The organism is Xenophilus sp. Marseille-Q4582, assembly GCF_916700565.1.
Lineage (GTDB): Bacteria > Pseudomonadota > Gammaproteobacteria > Burkholderiales > Burkholderiaceae_C > Xenophilus.
The window spans coordinates 13,491-29,005 of record NZ_CAKAKO010000008.1 but is presented as its reverse complement, the minus strand read 5'-3'; the positions used below and the strand labels follow the sequence as shown (position 1 = coordinate 29,005).

The 15,515-nt window shown below is 69.2% G+C and carries 14 protein-coding genes and 1 pseudogene; 3 read left to right on the top strand and 12 right to left on the bottom strand.

What is annotated here, in order from left to right; genetic code table 11:
* Nucleotides 1-18 precede the first annotated feature (18 nt).
* The 10 genes and pseudogenes from LG388_RS25415 to LG388_RS25370 all read right to left on the bottom strand — a co-directional run bounded on the left by LG388_RS25415 (nucleotide 19) and on the right by LG388_RS25370 (nucleotide 10,528).
* The gene (locus LG388_RS25415; RefSeq protein ID WP_225785353.1) at nucleotides 19-1,269 is read right to left on the bottom strand and encodes an ABC transporter substrate-binding protein; all 1,251 of its coding nucleotides are present in this window, start codon (nucleotides 1,267-1,269) and stop codon (nucleotides 19-21) included.
* Between the two features lie 911 nt (nucleotides 1,270-2,180).
* Nucleotides 2,181-3,095, bottom strand: coding sequence for an ABC transporter substrate-binding protein (locus LG388_RS25410; protein WP_225785352.1), 915 nt, complete (start codon nucleotides 3,093-3,095; stop codon nucleotides 2,181-2,183).
* Nucleotides 3,096-3,097: 2 nt separating this feature from the next.
* Nucleotides 3,098-4,513 (bottom strand): annotated as a pseudogene (locus LG388_RS25405) (ISL3 family transposase).
* Nucleotides 4,514-4,537: 24 nt separating this feature from the next.
* Nucleotides 4,538-4,933 carry a hypothetical protein gene (locus LG388_RS25400; protein WP_225785351.1) on the bottom strand — a complete coding sequence of 132 codons (396 nt, stop codon included), beginning with the start codon at nucleotides 4,931-4,933 and terminating at the stop codon, nucleotides 4,538-4,540.
* A gap of 66 nt (nucleotides 4,934-4,999) precedes the next feature.
* Complete coding sequence (locus LG388_RS25395) at nucleotides 5,000-5,422, bottom strand: hypothetical protein (RefSeq protein WP_003060859.1); 423 nt, start codon at nucleotides 5,420-5,422, stop codon at nucleotides 5,000-5,002.
* A gap of 48 nt (nucleotides 5,423-5,470) precedes the next feature.
* Complete coding sequence (locus LG388_RS25390; protein WP_225785350.1) at nucleotides 5,471-5,761, bottom strand: ABC transporter substrate-binding protein; 291 nt, start codon at nucleotides 5,759-5,761, stop codon at nucleotides 5,471-5,473.
* Nucleotides 5,762-5,894: 133 nt separating this feature from the next.
* On the bottom strand, nucleotides 5,895-7,868 hold the full coding sequence (mrdA, locus tag LG388_RS25385; protein ID WP_225785349.1) for a penicillin-binding protein 2: 1,974 nt from the start codon (nucleotides 7,866-7,868) through the stop codon (nucleotides 5,895-5,897).
* A gap of 17 nt (nucleotides 7,869-7,885) precedes the next feature.
* Nucleotides 7,886-8,407 carry a rod shape-determining protein MreD gene (gene mreD, locus LG388_RS25380; protein WP_225785348.1) on the bottom strand — a complete coding sequence of 174 codons (522 nt, stop codon included), beginning with the start codon at nucleotides 8,405-8,407 and terminating at the stop codon, nucleotides 7,886-7,888.
* Complete coding sequence (gene mreC, locus LG388_RS25375) at nucleotides 8,404-9,369, bottom strand: rod shape-determining protein MreC (RefSeq protein ID WP_225785347.1); 966 nt, start codon at nucleotides 9,367-9,369, stop codon at nucleotides 8,404-8,406. The genes mreD and mreC overlap by 4 nt, the downstream gene beginning before the upstream one ends.
* Nucleotides 9,370-9,484: 115 nt before the next feature.
* The gene (locus LG388_RS25370; protein ID WP_225785346.1) at nucleotides 9,485-10,528 is read right to left on the bottom strand and encodes a rod shape-determining protein; all 1,044 of its coding nucleotides are present in this window, start codon (nucleotides 10,526-10,528) and stop codon (nucleotides 9,485-9,487) included.
* 240 nt (nucleotides 10,529-10,768) lie between these two features.
* On the opposite strand from LG388_RS25370, the gene gatC reads away from it, so the two are divergent.
* From gatC to gatB, 3 genes are read left to right on the top strand one after another with little or no spacing between them, the layout of a single operon-like run.
* Entirely contained in the window at nucleotides 10,769-11,068 is a 300-nt protein-coding gene (gene gatC, locus LG388_RS25365; RefSeq protein WP_225785345.1) for an Asp-tRNA(Asn)/Glu-tRNA(Gln) amidotransferase subunit GatC, read from the top strand.
* Nucleotides 11,065-12,558 carry an Asp-tRNA(Asn)/Glu-tRNA(Gln) amidotransferase subunit GatA gene (gene gatA, locus LG388_RS25360; protein ID WP_225785344.1) on the top strand — a complete coding sequence of 498 codons (1,494 nt, stop codon included), beginning with the start codon at nucleotides 11,065-11,067 and terminating at the stop codon, nucleotides 12,556-12,558. Before gatC ends, gatA begins: the two co-directional genes overlap by 4 nt.
* A gap of 2 nt (nucleotides 12,559-12,560) precedes the next feature.
* A complete protein-coding gene (gene gatB, locus LG388_RS25355; RefSeq protein ID WP_225785343.1) occupies nucleotides 12,561-14,051 on the top strand; it encodes an Asp-tRNA(Asn)/Glu-tRNA(Gln) amidotransferase subunit GatB in 1,491 nt (496 codons plus the stop codon).
* A gap of 63 nt (nucleotides 14,052-14,114) precedes the next feature.
* Here gatB and LG388_RS25350 read toward each other — a convergent pair whose 3' ends face one another.
* Together LG388_RS25350 and pyrE are read right to left on the bottom strand one after the other, a co-directional pair.
* Nucleotides 14,115-14,771: a DUF4124 domain-containing protein gene (locus LG388_RS25350; protein ID WP_225785342.1), complete on the bottom strand. Its 657-nt coding sequence runs from the start codon at nucleotides 14,769-14,771 to the stop codon at nucleotides 14,115-14,117.
* A gap of 23 nt (nucleotides 14,772-14,794) precedes the next feature.
* Nucleotides 14,795-15,493, bottom strand: coding sequence for an orotate phosphoribosyltransferase (gene pyrE / locus LG388_RS25345; protein ID WP_225785341.1), 699 nt, complete (start codon nucleotides 15,491-15,493; stop codon nucleotides 14,795-14,797).
* Nucleotides 15,494-15,515 lie beyond the last annotated feature (22 nt).

Genomic DNA, 15,515 nt, shown 5'->3' with positions numbered 1-15,515 from the left:
CGTGCTCCTTCGGGGTTCTCAAACGTTCAGCGGCTGGCCGGGCGTGGGGGGCTCGGCCACGTCGGCCTCGTTGTAGGCAATCGCGTCGACGATGCCGAAGCCCGGTGCGGCATCGCGCACGCCCACGTGCGCCACGTAGGCCTCGCCCAGGCCCTGGTGGTCTTCCTTGCGGATGTGGTACCTGCCGGTGGCGCAGTCGAAGTCCAGGCCCTCGAGCGCCGCGATCACGGCGTCGGTGCCGGTGTCCTGCGCTTTTTCGATGGCATGGAAGAGCGCCAGCGCGCAGCGGTGGCTGCTGTTGACGATGCTGGGCGGCAGCCGGTCGTGGGTGAGCTTGACGTAGGCGTCGTAGAGCGGCGCGCTCAGCGGGTTGCGCGCCGCGGCCGCGGTGCCGGGCACCCAGTAGCTGATGCTCCACAGGTTGGCCGGCGTGGACTTCTGCATCGCCTTGGCGATCATCAGCTCGGTGCCCGCATCGCCGATCACCTTGAACTTGCGGTCCAGGCCCACGGAGCGGCCCTGCTGCAGCAGGCTGATGCAGGGTGCGGCCGTGAGGCCCACGAACAGCCCTTCCGACTGCGCGTTCATCAGGCTGTTGATCTCGACGCGGTAGTCGGCCTTGTTGAGGCTGGTGAACACCGGCGGCAGCACCATGACCTGGCGCCCCTCCTTCTCGGCCGCGCGCTTCACGCCCAGCGCGAAGAAGCGCGCCATGTCGCGGCCGTTCTCGCTGTCGGGCACGATGCACGACCAGGTCTTCACCTCCTTGAAGCGCCCCGTGAGCATGGTGCCGATGCCGGCGAACGCGATGTAGGCGTTCCACGACAGGCGAAAGAAGTTCTTCTGGAAGCCCTCGTGCGTGAGCGACATGACCGTGGGGCAGGGGGCGACCATCGCGGCCTTGAGCTCGGGCAGCAGCGGCGCGGTGGCCAGCGCCATGGGCGACTGCGCGCCGCCGATCAGCAGGTTGACGCCGCTGCCGGCCAGTTCGCGCGCCGCGGCCACGGCGCCGGCACTGGTGAACTTGTCGTCGCGCACCACCAGTTCGATCGGGCGCTTGAGCACGCCGCCCTTCTCGTTCCACTGCGCCACCGCGATGCGCGCGCCCGCGTGCCAGGCGGCGCCGGCTTCGGCGCCGATGCCGCTCATCGGAACGATGAGGCCGATGCGCACGGGGCCGGACTGTGCGCGCAGCGGGCGCATGCCGGCGGCACCGAGCACGGCTGCAGCGGCCCCTGCACTGAGAACGTGACGTCGCTGGATCTGCATGGCGGGTCTCCGGTCGCTCGCCTGCTGAGCCTGCAAGCGATATTTGTTATAACAGATTGGAAATCTGTAGACGAACGACGGCGGGTGTCACCCGTGCTAACCCGTAGGGCGCGGATGAAGGAGGGGACGTGGACGCGGTGCCAGCGCCTTCCAGGGCTGGAGGGGGAACGGCTTCGGGAGGATGGCCTGGCCTTCGCCCTGGCCTGTGGCGAGCGGCGAGCAGCGCGGTCGGCATGGCCCGGCCAAGGCCCCTGGACCGGAGCCGGGCGCTTCAAGCGAAGCGGTCGGCGCTGCGCGCCGACTGCCCTGCGGTGCGCGCGAAGCCGGCCCGCGGCAGAACTCGCTGCGCGCTGCTTCGCACCGCTTCGCTCGAACAGCTGCCGCCAGTCAGTTCACGAAGCGCGCCTGTCCTTCGGCAGGCGCGCGGCCGGCTTCGCTGTGCTCCTCGGCGCTTCACAGGCGCGCCCCGCCCCCGGCCCAGGGGCCTTGACCTGCGTCGCGCCACGACCAGTGAGGCAAGAGCGTGCCTGGGCCGGCTCGTGAGCCACCGACGTGCAGGCGCATGGCGGCCCCGGGCGGGCGGCGCGGGCGACTTCAGGGGCGGCGAGAAGCACAGCGCGGCCGGCGGGCCCGCGCGAAGTCGCGCGGGCTTCGTGATCTGACTCATCGCGCCTGTCTGAACGCAGCGCCGCGCAGCGGCGCGAAGTGAGTTCGCGATGCCGCCGGCCGCGCGCGCATCGCAGCGAAGTCGGCGCGCAGCGCCGACCGTCCCTGTAAGAGCCCGCGCCGCCCGCCCGGGGCCGCCCTGCGCGGGGCGCCACCCTCGCGCCGGCTGCGCCCGAACCCGCCACGGGCAGGGCGCGCCCTCCTCCAAAGCCATCGCAGTCGCCAACGCTGGCGAACCGCAGCGCTTACTGGATGATCCGCCCGCCCGTCCCGAACATGGCGAAATCGACGTAGCGCGAGGCCGTCTGCTCGCGGTTGCCGAAGTCGAGCACATAGCCGCCCACGTCCACGGCACGCGCATTGCCCAGTGCGCTGGCCACGTTGACCGAAGTCGGGTTGCTCACGCCCTCCAGCACCTGCGTCAGCGCCCGGGCCGCCACGAAGCCCTCGATCGAACGCGCCGACAGGTCCGGATCCTTGGAAGCGCTGCGCAGGGCCAGGTAGTCACGCACCACGGCGCGACCCTGGTCCTGCGGCAAGGGCAGCACCACCGAGAAGGCATAGCCGCGCGCCCCGTCGTCGCCCAGCGCCTTGCGCAATGCGTCGGTGTCGATGATCGACATGCCGTAGAGCTGGCTGCCCATGCCGCCCGCGGCGCGGTACTTCTTGACGAACTCGATGCCCGCCGCCGTGGTCGCGCCCAGGAACACCACCTGCGGCTGCGCCTTGAGCATCTGGGCCACGGCCGCATCCACCGCCACCGTGTTGCGGGCATAGGTGGTGTTGGCCACCAGTTCGATGCCGTACTGACGGGCCGCGGCTTCGGCGCCGGCCAGCACGTCCTGGCCCAGGCCGTCGTCCTGGTTCACCAGGCCGACCCGCTTCATGCCCAGCGTGGACAGGTTGCGGAACAGGCGCGCCACCTCGTCGTGGTAACTGGCCTTCACCACATGCATGCCCGGTGCGCGCGCGATGCTGCTCGCGCCGGACACGGCGCCGACCATGGCCACGCGCTGCTGCACGAGCACGCCGTCCTTGGCCAGCGCTTCCAGATTGGCCGTGCCCACGGTGCCCAGCAGGGCCAGCGGCGATTCGGCGCTGATCACCTCGCGCACCAGCTTGACCGTCTCTTCGGCCTTCTGGGCATCGTCGCGCGTCACGGCTATCCGGATTTCTGTGTTGAAGGAGGCTTCCGGTGATTGAGTGCCTCCGTGTGGAAACCGACGTTGCACAGCCCGCAAATGAGCTGCTGCCGGCGGGTGTTGCCGCGCACCAGAACGACCACGTTCGCCTTGTCGTCCTTGGTCCGTCCCAGCTCGCAGCCGCAGCTCTGGCACCGGTTGCCCTGTTCCCGCTTCAGGAGCTGCAACTGGGTGGGGTTGGCAGGGTAGACGGTCGCCAGCCGCCACGGCTCCAGCGGCCCCTTGCCGTACAGGAGACGGGCGCGCAGCACCTCGAAGGTGTACCCCCGGCCCTGCCGGTTGATGGTCTTGGCGACCCCGTTCAGCGCCTCGGTGTAGGCGTTGGTGATGGGGTGGTCGAAGTGCGCCTAATTCTCCGTCCGCCAGTTCTTCATGGCGGTCGTGAGAGTCTTGAAGTCCGCCTTCAGGCTGGCTGGGATGGGCCCCGGAAAGGCGTCGAAGGCCGCCACGGCCTGCGCCTTGGGCAGGTCGTAGATGTTGTAGAACGCCTCTTTCAGCCCGTAGGCGGCGGCCAGCTCGGGCTCGTTGGCCAGCCACATGTCCAGATTGAACCGGCCCTTCTCGGCCAGCTTGGCGTACCGCATGTTCAGCATCGCCTTGGACTGGAGCCACAGGCGCCGCTCGCCAGCCTTGCGCTGCTTCTGGAGCCGGATGCGGACCCGCTCCATGCAGTAGTTCGCCATGCGGACGACGTGGAACTTGTCGATGACCACCGGTCGGCCAGGGAACATCTGGTGCGACACGTCCCGGTACGGCCGCCACATGTCGATGGCCACGCCCTTGACCCAGTGCCGGTCCTTGAACCGGTGCAGCCACCCCGCCAAGGTCGCCTTGTCCCGGTCCGGCAGCATGTCGAGGATGCGGCGCTCCCCGATGTCCGTCAGGACGCAGCGCATCTTCCCGTCGATTTGGGTCTCGTCGATGCCCAGCCAGTCTGGCATCTCCGGCCGGTGGCTGGCCTCCAGTTCGGCCATGTACTCCGCCCCCAGCGTCCGGACCGTCTTGTCGTCGCACCCCACGTTCTCCGCGATGCGGGTGAAGGTGTCCCGCAGGCTGTGGGCCTTGATGTAGGTGGCGCAGCGCTCCGTCATGCGCCGGCCCTCCAAGATGCCGCCCAGCGGCTGCAGGAAGGTCTCCTTGCAGGAGGTGCACCGGTATCGCTGGACCTTCGCCCGCAGCTTGGCCGGCTTCCCGCGCATCGGAATGTCGACGTAAGTAGTAGCTTTGGTGCCGTGCCGGTAGATGCAGTCGAGGGTGCCGCACTTTGGGCAGGCGGTAGGCATGGGCAGCGGGTACTCCGCCTCCAGCACGTCCGCCCCGTCCTCCTCGGTGCGACCCAGCACCGTCCAGCCCTTCAGGTCGAGGATGTCCGTCATCCCCGGATTGTCGTGTGGATGGGGTCACCGCTTGTCAATGGCGGCGAGGTACTTGGCTCGGGCGGCGTTGGCTCCCGCTGCGTAGTCGGTATCACCGTCACAGCGGTCGGAAGCGATGACAGCCCGGATGCGAGACAGCTCGCGCACCAGCATTTGCTGGGTGAAGGTGGCAATCCACACCGGCACATCGTTCTCCAAGACCGTGCCCTTGATGTACTTGGGGAAGGCGGGCTTCTGCCGGACGAGCTGCTCGGCAGCGCCCAACACGTCCTGCCAAGCCGGCAGCGCCGGCCTCTGGGGCGTGTCGATGCCCATTGGCGGGTTGCACACCTCCTCTTTGCCATGCTTCGCCATCGTCTGCCGGGCCCGGTTCCTTGCAGCGTCAATCTTGGCCAGCGCGCCCTCGTAATTCTCGTTCATAGCAGGAACCTCAGGATGAACCACGCGCAGTACAGGGCTGCGCAGATGAAGAAAAAGGCAGTCAATTCACTTCTCTCGGACCAAGACTTGAGCCGCCCGGAGAACCTCGCGTGCGAAGGTGCTGGGCAGGATATTCCCCGCCGCATCGAACGACCGACCCAAGCAGTCGGCCACATCTTGGTCCGTCAGCCGAGGCATCCGGTCATCGCATCCGTTCGCGCAGGAGCCCGTCTCGTTGCAGTAGTCTGCGTGCGGACATGGGCCGGTGGTCGCCTCGCCGTGATGCCACAGGAATGCGCAGTAGGCCGCCACATCCAGTGGGTCCCCTTTTGCAACGTGCTTCCGCAGTTCCTTGCGACACTCGCCCATCCAGTCGTCAGTCGCCCACCCGTCGGAGTAGCCGTACTTCTCCTCTGCGGCGGCGAGTTTTTCCTTCAGAGCTGCGGCGAACCGGTCCACAAGGGCGGCGGTCTTAGGATGCAGTTTCACTTGGTTTCCTTTCCACACGAAAATCCGACTCAGGAGGATACTGCATGGTCACCTGTTCCACAAGTTATTCCGGAGAGCCCGCGTCACGAACTTGATGGGCCGACCCTTGATGCCGCCGCGCGCGTTCACGGCCTCGAAATGCAGCTTGGCCCCCGCATGCACGGCGCGGCCCGTGATGGCCTGCGGGCCGCTGAAGGGCGCCACCTGGGCGACCACCAGGGGGTCGGTCGCGCGCACGGCGAGCGGCAGGCCGGCGCCGGCCAGCGCCAGACCGGCGACGAATTGACGGCGCGTGCCGGCCAGGGCGGGGGCGGCGGGCACTTCAGGAAGGGCGTTCATGGCTATGCAACAAAAGATTTCTCTTTGAAGCATAGAACGTGACAAAGTCGACGCTCGATTAACCTTGTGCGCGATCCGACCATTGACAGTCGAATGAATGCTTTTTCATTCATTGCCGTCCGCGCGTCCGTTGTCAGGGCGCCGCAGCGGGAATGTCGGCGCTGCCGGGGCCGGGCACCTCGCTGGCCACCAGCGGCTTGCCGATGGGCGCGGACGCCTTGCCCACGCGCACGGCCGCCATGTCCTGCTCGTTGGGATACTGGTCGGCCAGCCAGTAGTCGAAGACCCGGCGCACGAGGGGAGCCGCGTGGGCCGCGCCGAAGCCCGCGTTCTCCACGATCACCGCCACGGCGATCTTCGGGTCCTCGGCGGGCGCGAAGGCGGCGTAGAGCGAATGGTCGCGCTGGTGCTCTTCGAGCAGCTTGGGGTTGTACTTGACGTTGCGGCCCAGGCTCACGGCCTGCGCCGTGCCCGTCTTGCCGGCCGAGGTGTAGGGCGCGCCCGCAAACACCCGCGTGCCGGTGCCGCCCTTGTTCACGGCCACGAGTGCATTGCGCACCACCTCCACGTGCTTGGGCTTGAAGCCCAGATGCTGGCCGGGCGGCTGCTCGATCATGCGCACCTCGCCGGTCACGGTGTCCTTGATGGCGCGCGCCAGGTGCGGCTTGTAGTGCGTGCCGCCGTTGGCCAGCGTAGCCTCGGCCAGCGCGAGCTGCAGCATCGTGAAGGTGTTGTAGCCCTGGCCGATGCCCAGCGACACCGTCTCGCCCGGGAACCAGCGCTGCTGCTCGGGCCGCTTGTAGGCGGCGCGCTTCCAGGCCGTGCTGGGCAGCACGCCCCGCACTTCGCCGTTCAAGTCGATGCCGGTGATCTGGCCGAAGCCCAGCGGCTTCATGAAGTCGTGGATCGCATCCACGCCCATCTCCACCGCCAGCGAATAGAAATACGTGTTGCTGGAGAACTGGATCGCGCGGTGCATGTCCACGCCGCCCAGCCCGCCTTCATGGCTGCGGAAGGTGTGGCCGCCGAAGGTGTAGAAGCCGGGGTCGTTCTGCACCACGTGGGCGGCGCGCTTGCCGGTTTCCAGCGCGGCCAGCGCCATGAAGGGCTTGTACGTGGAGCCCGGCGGGTAGGTTCCGCGCAGCGCGCGGTTGAGCAGCGGCTTGTCGATGGACTCGTTGAGCGCCTGCCAGCTCTCGGTGTCGATGCCTTCGACGAAGAGGTTGGGGTCGAAGGTGGGCTTGGAGACGAAGGCCAGGATCTCGCCCGTGCGCGGGTCGATCGCCACCAGCGCGCCGCGGCGCTCGCCGAACATGTCTTCCACCAGCTTCTGCAGCTTGATGTCCAGCGTCAGCATCACCGTGTCGCCCGGCGTGGCGGGGTGGCTGGCCAGGCGGCGCACGGCGCGCCCGCCGGCCGAGGTCTCCATCTGCTCCACGCCGGTCTGGCCGTGCAGCACCTTCTCGTAGCTCTGCTCGATGCCCAGCTTGCCGATGTAGTCGGTGCCCTTGTAGTTGGCCTGGTCTTCCTCGGGCCAGTCCTCCATGGCGGCCTTCTCGCGCTGGTTGATGCGGCCGATGTAGCCCAGCACATGGGCCCCGGTCTCGCCCAGCGGGTAGTTGCGGAACAGCCGCGCCTTGATCTCCACCCCCGGAAAGCGGTAGCGCTGGGCCGCGAAGCGGGCCACTTCCTCGTCGGTCAGGCGCGTGCGCAGCGGCACCGAGTCGAAGCTGCGCGAGTCCTCGCGCAGGCGCTTGAAGCGGCGCCGGTCGCGCGGCTGGATGTCGACGATCTCGGCGAGCTGGTCGATCACCTCGTCGATGTTGCGGCCGACCTGCGAAGGCGTGAGCTCCAGCGTGTAGGCCGAGTAGTTGGAGGCCAGCACCACGCCGTTGCGGTCCAGGATCAGGCCGCGGTTGGGCACCACCGGCACCACGGCCGTGCGGTTGCGCTCGGCGCGCTCGGACAGTTCGTCATGCTGCAGCACCTGCAGGTAGTACAGCCGCGCGACCAGCAGGCCGAAGGCGAACAGCACCACCAGCGCGACGGCGATCACGCGCAGCCTCAGGCGCGCGGAGTCGGCGGCGGCGTTGCGGATTTCGGTCATCGCGGGCAGGCCCTGGCTCAGAGCGGCCGGTTCTCGTCGGGTTCCGGCGCGCGGCGCTGCGGCGCCAGCAGAATCCAGGTGGCCAGCGGCCACAGCGCGGCCTCCAGCAGCGGCGCCACGAGCAGCAGCCAGCCCGGGAACACCCCGCCCGCGATCATGCGGATGGCCAGCTCGATCAGGTGCGAGGCCAGGAAGAGCGACGCCAGCTGCAGCGCCTGCAAGGGCAGCGAATACCACAGCAGCCGGCGGTGGATCATGATGGCCAGGAAGCTCAGCGTGGCATAGCTCAGCGCATGCTGGCCCAGCAGCGACGACTGGTGCACGTCCATCACCAGGCCGAAGACGAAGGCGGCGCCCAGCCCCACGCGCGCGGGCTGGTGCACGCTCCAGAACACCAGCACCAGCGCCAGCAGATCGGGCATCCACACCGTGCGGCCCAGCGGCAGCATGTTCAGCATCAGCGCCGCGATCAGGCTCAGGCCGATGAACAGTGGGCTCACGGGCAGCAGCAGCTGCGCCTGGCCGGGTCGCATGATCATGGCGTGCCTCCGGCGCCCGGGCGCACCCAGGGCGGGGGCTTGTGGCTGGCGCCGGCCGGCACCGGGCTCTTGCCGCCGGCCGCAGGGCCGGGGATGGCCTCGGGTGGGGCGGCCTGCCCCACGGGCGCCAGCACCATCACGTAGCGCGGCGCGGCCACATGGGCCAGCGGCTCGCACCAGATGCGCGCGAAGGCGGAATCGGCGCGCTTCTCGATGCGCACGACACGCGCCACCGGCATGCCGGGCGGGTAGACCCCGTCCACGCCGCTGGTGGACAGCAGGTCGCCCTCCTGCACGTCGGCATGGGCCGAGGTGAAGCGCAGCTCCAGGCCCCGCCCGCTGGCGTCGCCGAACGCCACGCTGCGCGCGCCGGTGCGCGTGTTCTGCACGGGGATGGACAGTTCGCGGTCCACCACCAGCGTGACTTCGCTCGAGAAAGGCTGCACCAGCGTCACCTGCCCCAGCACGCCGCGCTCGTCGATCACGGGCGAGCCCGGGACGATGCCCTGCACCAGGCCCTGGTCCAGCACCACCTTGCGCGTGTAGGGGTCGGCCGCGTCGAACAGCACCTCCGCCGCGCGGCCGGGCACCGGGGTGTTCTGGCGCAGCGCCAGCAGCGTGCGCAGGCGCTCGTTCTCGCGCGCCAGCTCGTCGGCCTGGTTGGCGCGCTGCGCCTGCAGGGCCATGGCGCGGCGCGCCTCGTCCTCACCGCGCTGCGCGCTCTGCAGGTCGGCCAGGTAGCGGGCCGCGCCGGTCACGGCCTCCACCGGTTTCATGGCCAGCCATTGCACGGGATAGAGCACCGCGCCCACGGCCACGCGCAGCGGCCGCACGACGTCGAAGCGCGCGTCCGCCACCATCAGGAACAGCGACAGCGCACTGAAGAAGATCAGCCGGGACAGCGCCGAGGGCCCCTGGTTGAACAGCGGCGGCGCGCTTCGGTCGAGGGTGCCGAGAGGCATGGGAGCAGGCGGCGTCGGACGGGGTCAGGCAGCGCAAGGAAGATGGAGCAGATAGCAAAACGCCGGCGCTGCGGGCCGGCGAAGTCCATGCACGGAAGGCAAGGCTAGCGCGAACTCACTCGCTCGTGAAGATGCTGCCCAGGCGGTCCATGCGCTCCAGCGCGATGCCGCAGCCGCGCACCACGCAGGTCAGCGGGTCTTCGGCCACCAGCACCGGCAGGCCGGTTTCCTCGGCCAGCAGGCGGTCCAGGTCGCGCAGCAGCGCGCCACCGCCGGTCAGCATCATGCCGCGCTCGGCGATGTCGGCGCCCAGCTCGGGCGGCGTCATCTCCAGCGCGTTCTTGACCGCCGAGACGATGTTGTTGAGGGGGTCGGTCAGCGCTTCCAGCACTTCGTTGGAGCTGATGGTGAAGCTGCGCGGCACGCCTTCGGAGAGGTTGCGGCCCTTGACCTCCATCTCCTTGACCTCGGAGCCGGGGAAGGCCGAGCCGATGCTCTTCTTGATGATCTCGGCCGTCGGCTCGCCGATCAGCATGCCGTAGTTGCGGCGGATGTAGTTGATGATGGCGTCGTCGAAACGGTCGCCGCCCACGCGCACGCTGCCCTTGTAGACCATGCCGCCGAGGGAGATGACGCCCACCTCGGTGGTGCCGCCGCCGATGTCGACCACCATCGAGCCGCTGGCCTCGCTCACCGGCAGGCCGGCGCCGATCGCGGCGGCCATGGGCTCCTCGATCAGGTAGACCGAGGTCGCGCCGGCGGCTTCGGCCGCGTCCTTGATGGCGCGGCGCTCGACCTGGGTCGAGCCGCAGGGCACGCAGATGATGATGCGCGGGCTGGGCGTGAGCAGCGTGCGCGGGTGCACCATCTTGATGAACTGCTTGATCATCTGCTCGGTGATCACGAAGTCGGCGATCACGCCGTCCTTCATCGGGCGGATGGCCTCAATGTTGCCGGGCACCTTGCCCAGCATGGCCTTGGCTTCGGCGCCCACGGCCTGGATCACCTTCTTGCCGTGCGGCCCGCCCTCGTGGCGGATGGCGACCACCGAAGGCTCGTCGAGCACGATGCCCTTGTTGCGCGCGAAGATCAGGGTGTTGGCGGTGCCGAGGTCAATGGCGAGGTCGGTCGAAAAATACCGACGAAAGGCTCCGAACATGGCGAGCGTCCTTGGGGCACGTCACGCGCTTCGGCCTGGCGTCGCCCTTGTTGTTGGATGGGAGGAAATTGGCAGCAGATGCGGCAAGACGGGCGCCGAAAAGGCCCTGAGCGGCGTTTGAAGGCGCGTCGCGGCAAAGCCGGGATAATACCTGAATCCCCTTGGTGCACCCCGAGTTCCTGCCGCCTGCAAGGCCTTGGCAGCGCCCCCTTTTTTCCGCCCCGCGCGGGCCTATTCCTCATGTCACTGAGTTCCTCCGACATCGCACGCATTGCCTCGCTGGCAAGGCTGCAGCTCGCTCCCGAAGAAAGCGAGCGCATGCTGACGCAGATCAACGGCTTCTTCGGCATCGTGGAGCGCATGCGGGCCGTGGACACCACGGGCATCGAACCCCTGGCGCATCCGGTGGCGGCCATCGAGGACGTGACCCTGCGCCTGGCCGACGACGTGGTGAGCGAGCCCGACAACCGCGCCGCCAACCAGAAGAGCGCCCCGGCCGTGGAAGCCGGCCTGTTCCTGGTGCCGAAGGTGATCGAATGAGCGCGAAGGAACTGCACCACCGCGGCGTGGCCGACCTGGCGCGGGCGCTCGCGGCCCGCGAGGTGTCGGCCGTGGAGACCGCGCAGCATTTCCTGGCGCGCATGAAGGCGCACCAGGACCTCGCCGCCTTCGTGGCGGTGAACGAGGACGTCACCCTGGCCCAGGCCCGCGCGGCCGACGCCGCCCTGGCGGCCGGCAGCGCCGGGCCGCTGGCGGGCGTGCCGCTCGCCCACAAGGACATCTTCGTCACCACCGATTTCCCGACCACCGCCGGCTCGAAGATGCTGGCCGGCTACCAGTCGCCCTTCGACGCCACCGTGGTGCGCCGGCTGGCCGAGGCCGGCGCCGTGACCCTGGGCAAGCTCAGCTGCGACGAATTCGCGATGGGTTCGGCCAACGAGAACGTGGCCGTGCCCGCCGTCGGCCATGCGGCGGCGGCGCCCGTGCGCAACCCCTGGGACCGCACGCGCGTGCCCGGCGGCTCCTCGGGCGGCAGCGCCGCCGCCGTGGCGGCCGGCCTGGCGCCCGCCGCCACCGGCACCGACACCGGCGGCTCGATCCGCCAGCCCGCGAGCTTCTGCGGCATCACGGGCATCAAGCCCACCTACGGCCGCGCCTCGCGCTACGGCATGGTGGCTTTCGCCTCCAGCCTGGACCAGGCGGGCCCGATGGCCCGCTCTGCCTCCGACTGCGCGCTGCTGCTGTCGGCCCTGGCCGGCCCGGACCCGCAGCGCGATTCCACCTCGCTGGACCGACCGGCCGAGGACTTCGGCCGCGACCTGAACGCCTCGCTCGAAGGCCTGCGCATCGGCGTGCCGGAAGAGTTCCTGAACGACGGCGTGGCGCCCGGCGTACGCGCCGCCATCGAGGCCGCGCTGGTGGAATACGAAAATCTGGGCGCGAAGCGCGTGACGGTGAGCCTGCCGCGCACCGAACTGTCCATCCCCGTGTACTACATCCTCGCGCCGGCCGAGGCCAGCTCGAACCTGAGCCGTTTCGACGGCGTGAAGTTCGGCCACCGCGCCAAGGACTACGGCGACCTGGCCGACATGTACGCCAAGACGCGCGCCGAAGGCTTCGGCGACGAGGTCAAGCGCCGCATCATGATCGGCACCTACGTGCTGAGCCACGGCTACTACGACGCCTACTACCTGCAGGCGCAGAAGGTGCGCCGCATGATCGCCGACGACTTCCAGCGCGCCTTCGCGCAGTGCGATGTGATCGCCGGCCCCGTGGCCCCCACGGTGGCCTGGAAGATCGGCGAGCACGGCGACGATCCGGTGGCCGACTACCTGGCCGACATCTTCACCCTGCCCGGCTCGCTGGCCGGCCTGCCCGGCATGAGCCTGCCGGCGGGCTTCGGCGAGCACGGCATGCCCGTGGGCCTGCAGCTCATCGGCAACTATTTCGGCGAAGCGAAGCTGCTGAACGCCGCGCACCGCTTCCAGCAAGCCACCGACTGGCACCTGCGCACCCCGGAGGGCTTCTGACCATGAGTGAAATGACCCACGCCTTTGCCGCCGCCCAGGAAGGCCGGCCCACCGGCCCGCTGGTGCAGGGCTACGAAGTCGTCATCGGCTTCGAGACGCATGCGCAGCTGTCCACCGCGAGCAAGATCTTCAGCCGCGCCAGCACGGCCTTCGGGGCCGAGCCGAACACGCAGGCCTGCGCGGTCGACCTCGCGCTGCCGGGCACGCTGCCCGTGATGAACCAGGGCGCCGTGGAGCGCGCGATCAAGCTCGGCCTGGCGCTGGGCTCGCACATCGCGCCGCGCTCGGTGTTCGCGCGCAAGAACTACTTCTACCCCGACCTGCCCAAGGGCTACCAGATCAGCCAGTACGAGATCCCCGTCGTGCAGGGCGGCTCGGTGAGCTTCTACCTCGGTGACGAGCTCAAGACCGTGCGCCTGGTGCGCGCGCACCTGGAGGAAGATGCGGGCAAGTCGCTGCACGAGAACTTCATCGGCCAGTCGGGCATCGACCTGAACCGCGCCGGCACGCCGCTGCTGGAGATCGTGACCGAGCCCGACATCCGCTCCTCGGCCGAGGCCGTGGCCTACGCGCGCGAGCTGCACAAGATCGTGACCTGGATCGGCATCTGCGACGGCAATATGCAGGAAGGCTCCTTCCGCTGCGATGCCAACGTGTCGGTGCGCAAGCCGGGCCAGCCACTGGGCACGCGGCGCGAGATCAAGAATCTGAACAGCTTCCGCTTCATGCAGCAGGCGATCGACTTCGAGATCCGCTGGCAGATCGAGCAGCTGGAGGACGGAATGGCGATCCAGCAGGCCACCGTGCTGTTCGACCCCGACACGGGCGAGACGCGCGCCATGCGCACCAAGGAAGACGCGGCCGACTACCGCTACTTCCCCGACCCGGACCTGCCGCCGCTGGCCATCGCCGCCGAGTGGATCGAACGCGTGAAGGCGCAGATGCCCGAACTGCCGCGCGCGATGGCCGAGCGCTATGTGCGCGAGCACGGCCTGACCGACTACGACGCCACGCAGCTCACGCAGAGCCCGGCGCATGCGGCCTATTTCGAGGCCGCCGTGGCGGCCGGCGCCGCGCCCAAGCTGGCCAGCAACTGGCTGCAGGGCGAAGTGACCAAGCGCCTCAATGCGCAGGAAATCGGCATCGAGGCCGCGCCCGTGAAACCGGCCCAGCTGGCGGCGCTGATCGGCCGCATCAGCGACGGCACCATCTCGAACAACGCCGCGCGCCAGGTCTTCGAAGCCCTGTGGAGCGGCGAGGGCCAGGACGTGGACGCCGTCATCGAGGCCAAGGGCCTGAAGCAAATGAACGACAGCGGCGCGCTCGAGAAGATCGTCGACGAGGTGCTGGCCAAGAACGAGAAGAACATCGCCGAATACCGCGCGGGCAAGGACAAGGCCTTCAACGCGCTCGTGGGCCAGGTGATGAAGGCCAGCGCGGGCAAGGCCAACCCGGCGCAGGTCAACGCGCTGCTCAAGCAGAAGCTGGGATAGGAAGAACGGGGCCATCGGCCCCGTTCTTCCACCCGCCCGCGCCCGGGCGCGCGGCGCGGCGGACTACTTCTGCGCCCAGAGCTTGATCAGGCGCACGCGCTCCTCGTCGAAGCGCGCGTTCACGCGCCGCTTCTCGTCTTCCTGCTCGCGGATGAAGCGGTTCTGCACCGCCACGGCCTGGTCGTTGTCCTCAACCTGCCGGCGCAGCGAGGCCGGCGCCTTGCTCGGGTCCTTGACGTAGAACTCCATTTCGCCGTCGATCTGGCGGCGCGATTCGGCCAGCTCCACCAGCCGGTTGCGCGCGGCCTGCAGCACCACGTCGATCTGCGCGAGCGCGTCCTTGCGCTCGCGGTCATGCACCTCGGCATTGGGATAGCGCACCAGCAGCGCCCGCTCGCGCCGCCGTTCTTCCTGGGCGCGCAGCGCGGCCTGCTGGGCCTCGCGCTTCTTCGCTTCGCGCACCGCCAGCTCCTCGGCGGTCCAGGTCGGCTCCACGATGCGGCGCGTGCCGCCGCTGGGGCTGAGCTCGCGCTGCTCACGGTCGGCGCAGGCGGCGATGGGGCGGTCGGAGGTCAGGGTGCGGCCGCTGGCGTCCACGCAGGAATAGATGCCGGCCGGGTTGTCCGCCCCCTTCTGCGCCAGCGCGCCCAGCGCCGGCAGGGCCAGGCCCGCGAACACCAGCATCGATCGGGACAGAGCAGCAGCAGCAGAGGACAGCATGGACGGCACGACTCGAAAAGGCCTCAGGCCGCGCCGTAGCGCGTTCGGTAGGCCAGCACGGCCTTGCGGTGGGCGCGCAGCGCCTCGCCGGCGCGCTGGTCCAGATACTCTAACAAGTCGGCCAGCGTGGCGATGGGCAGGACCTGCATGCCCAGCTGCTGGCGCACGTATTGCACGGCGCTGTGCGGCACGTCGGCGCCGTTCTCGGTCGCCATTTCCTGCCGGTCCAGCGCGATGGCCACGGCATGCGGCACGGCGCCGGCGGCGCGGATGATGGCGATGGATTCGCGCACGGCCGTGCCGGCGGACATCACGTCGTCCACGATCAGCACCCGGCCTTTAAGCGGCGCGCCGACCAGCGAGCCGCCCTCGCCGTGGTCCTTGGCCTCCTTGCGGTTGTAGGCGAAGGGCACGTTGCGCCCGCGCCGCGCCAGCTCGGCCGCCACCGTGGCGCCCAGCGGGATGCCCTTGTAGGCCGGGCCGAAGATCATGTCGAACTCGAGGTCCGAGGCCAGCAGCCGCTGCGCGTAGAACTCGGCCAGGCGGGCGATGCTGGCCCCGTCGTTGAACAGGCCGGCGTTGAAGAAGTAGGGGCTCATGCGCCCGGCCTTGGTCTTGAATTCGCCGAAGCGCAGCACCTGCGCGTCGATGGCGAACTGCACGAAGTCCTGGGCCAGGGAATCGGCCCCAGTGGCCGGAGAGAGGGTTGCGGCGGAAGCCATGGGCGGAATCCTTGAGAGGCGC

Coding starts and splice junctions, on each gene's coding strand:
- LG388_RS25415 (WP_225785353.1), bottom strand. CDS start 1,269: ATGCAGATCCAGCGACGTCACGTTCTCAGTGCAGGGGCCGCTGCAGCC.
- LG388_RS25400 (WP_225785351.1), bottom strand. CDS start 4,933: ATGAACGAGAATTACGAGGGCGCGCTGGCCAAGATTGACGCTGCAAGG.
- LG388_RS25390 (WP_225785350.1), bottom strand. CDS start 5,761: ATGAACGCCCTTCCTGAAGTGCCCGCCGCCCCCGCCCTGGCCGGCACG.
- mrdA (WP_225785349.1), bottom strand. CDS start 7,868: ATGACCGAAATCCGCAACGCCGCCGCCGACTCCGCGCGCCTGAGGCTG.
- mreD (WP_225785348.1), bottom strand. CDS start 8,407: ATGATCATGCGACCCGGCCAGGCGCAGCTGCTGCTGCCCGTGAGCCCA.
- mreC (WP_225785347.1), bottom strand. CDS start 9,369: ATGCCTCTCGGCACCCTCGACCGAAGCGCGCCGCCGCTGTTCAACCAG.
- LG388_RS25370 (WP_225785346.1), bottom strand. CDS start 10,528: ATGTTCGGAGCCTTTCGTCGGTATTTTTCGACCGACCTCGCCATTGAC.
- gatC (WP_225785345.1), top strand. CDS start 10,769: ATGTCACTGAGTTCCTCCGACATCGCACGCATTGCCTCGCTGGCAAGG.
- gatA (WP_225785344.1), top strand. CDS start 11,065: ATGAGCGCGAAGGAACTGCACCACCGCGGCGTGGCCGACCTGGCGCGG.
- gatB (WP_225785343.1), top strand. CDS start 12,561: ATGAGTGAAATGACCCACGCCTTTGCCGCCGCCCAGGAAGGCCGGCCC.
- LG388_RS25350 (WP_225785342.1), bottom strand. CDS start 14,771: ATGCTGTCCTCTGCTGCTGCTGCTCTGTCCCGATCGATGCTGGTGTTC.
- pyrE (WP_225785341.1), bottom strand. CDS start 15,493: ATGGCTTCCGCCGCAACCCTCTCTCCGGCCACTGGGGCCGATTCCCTG.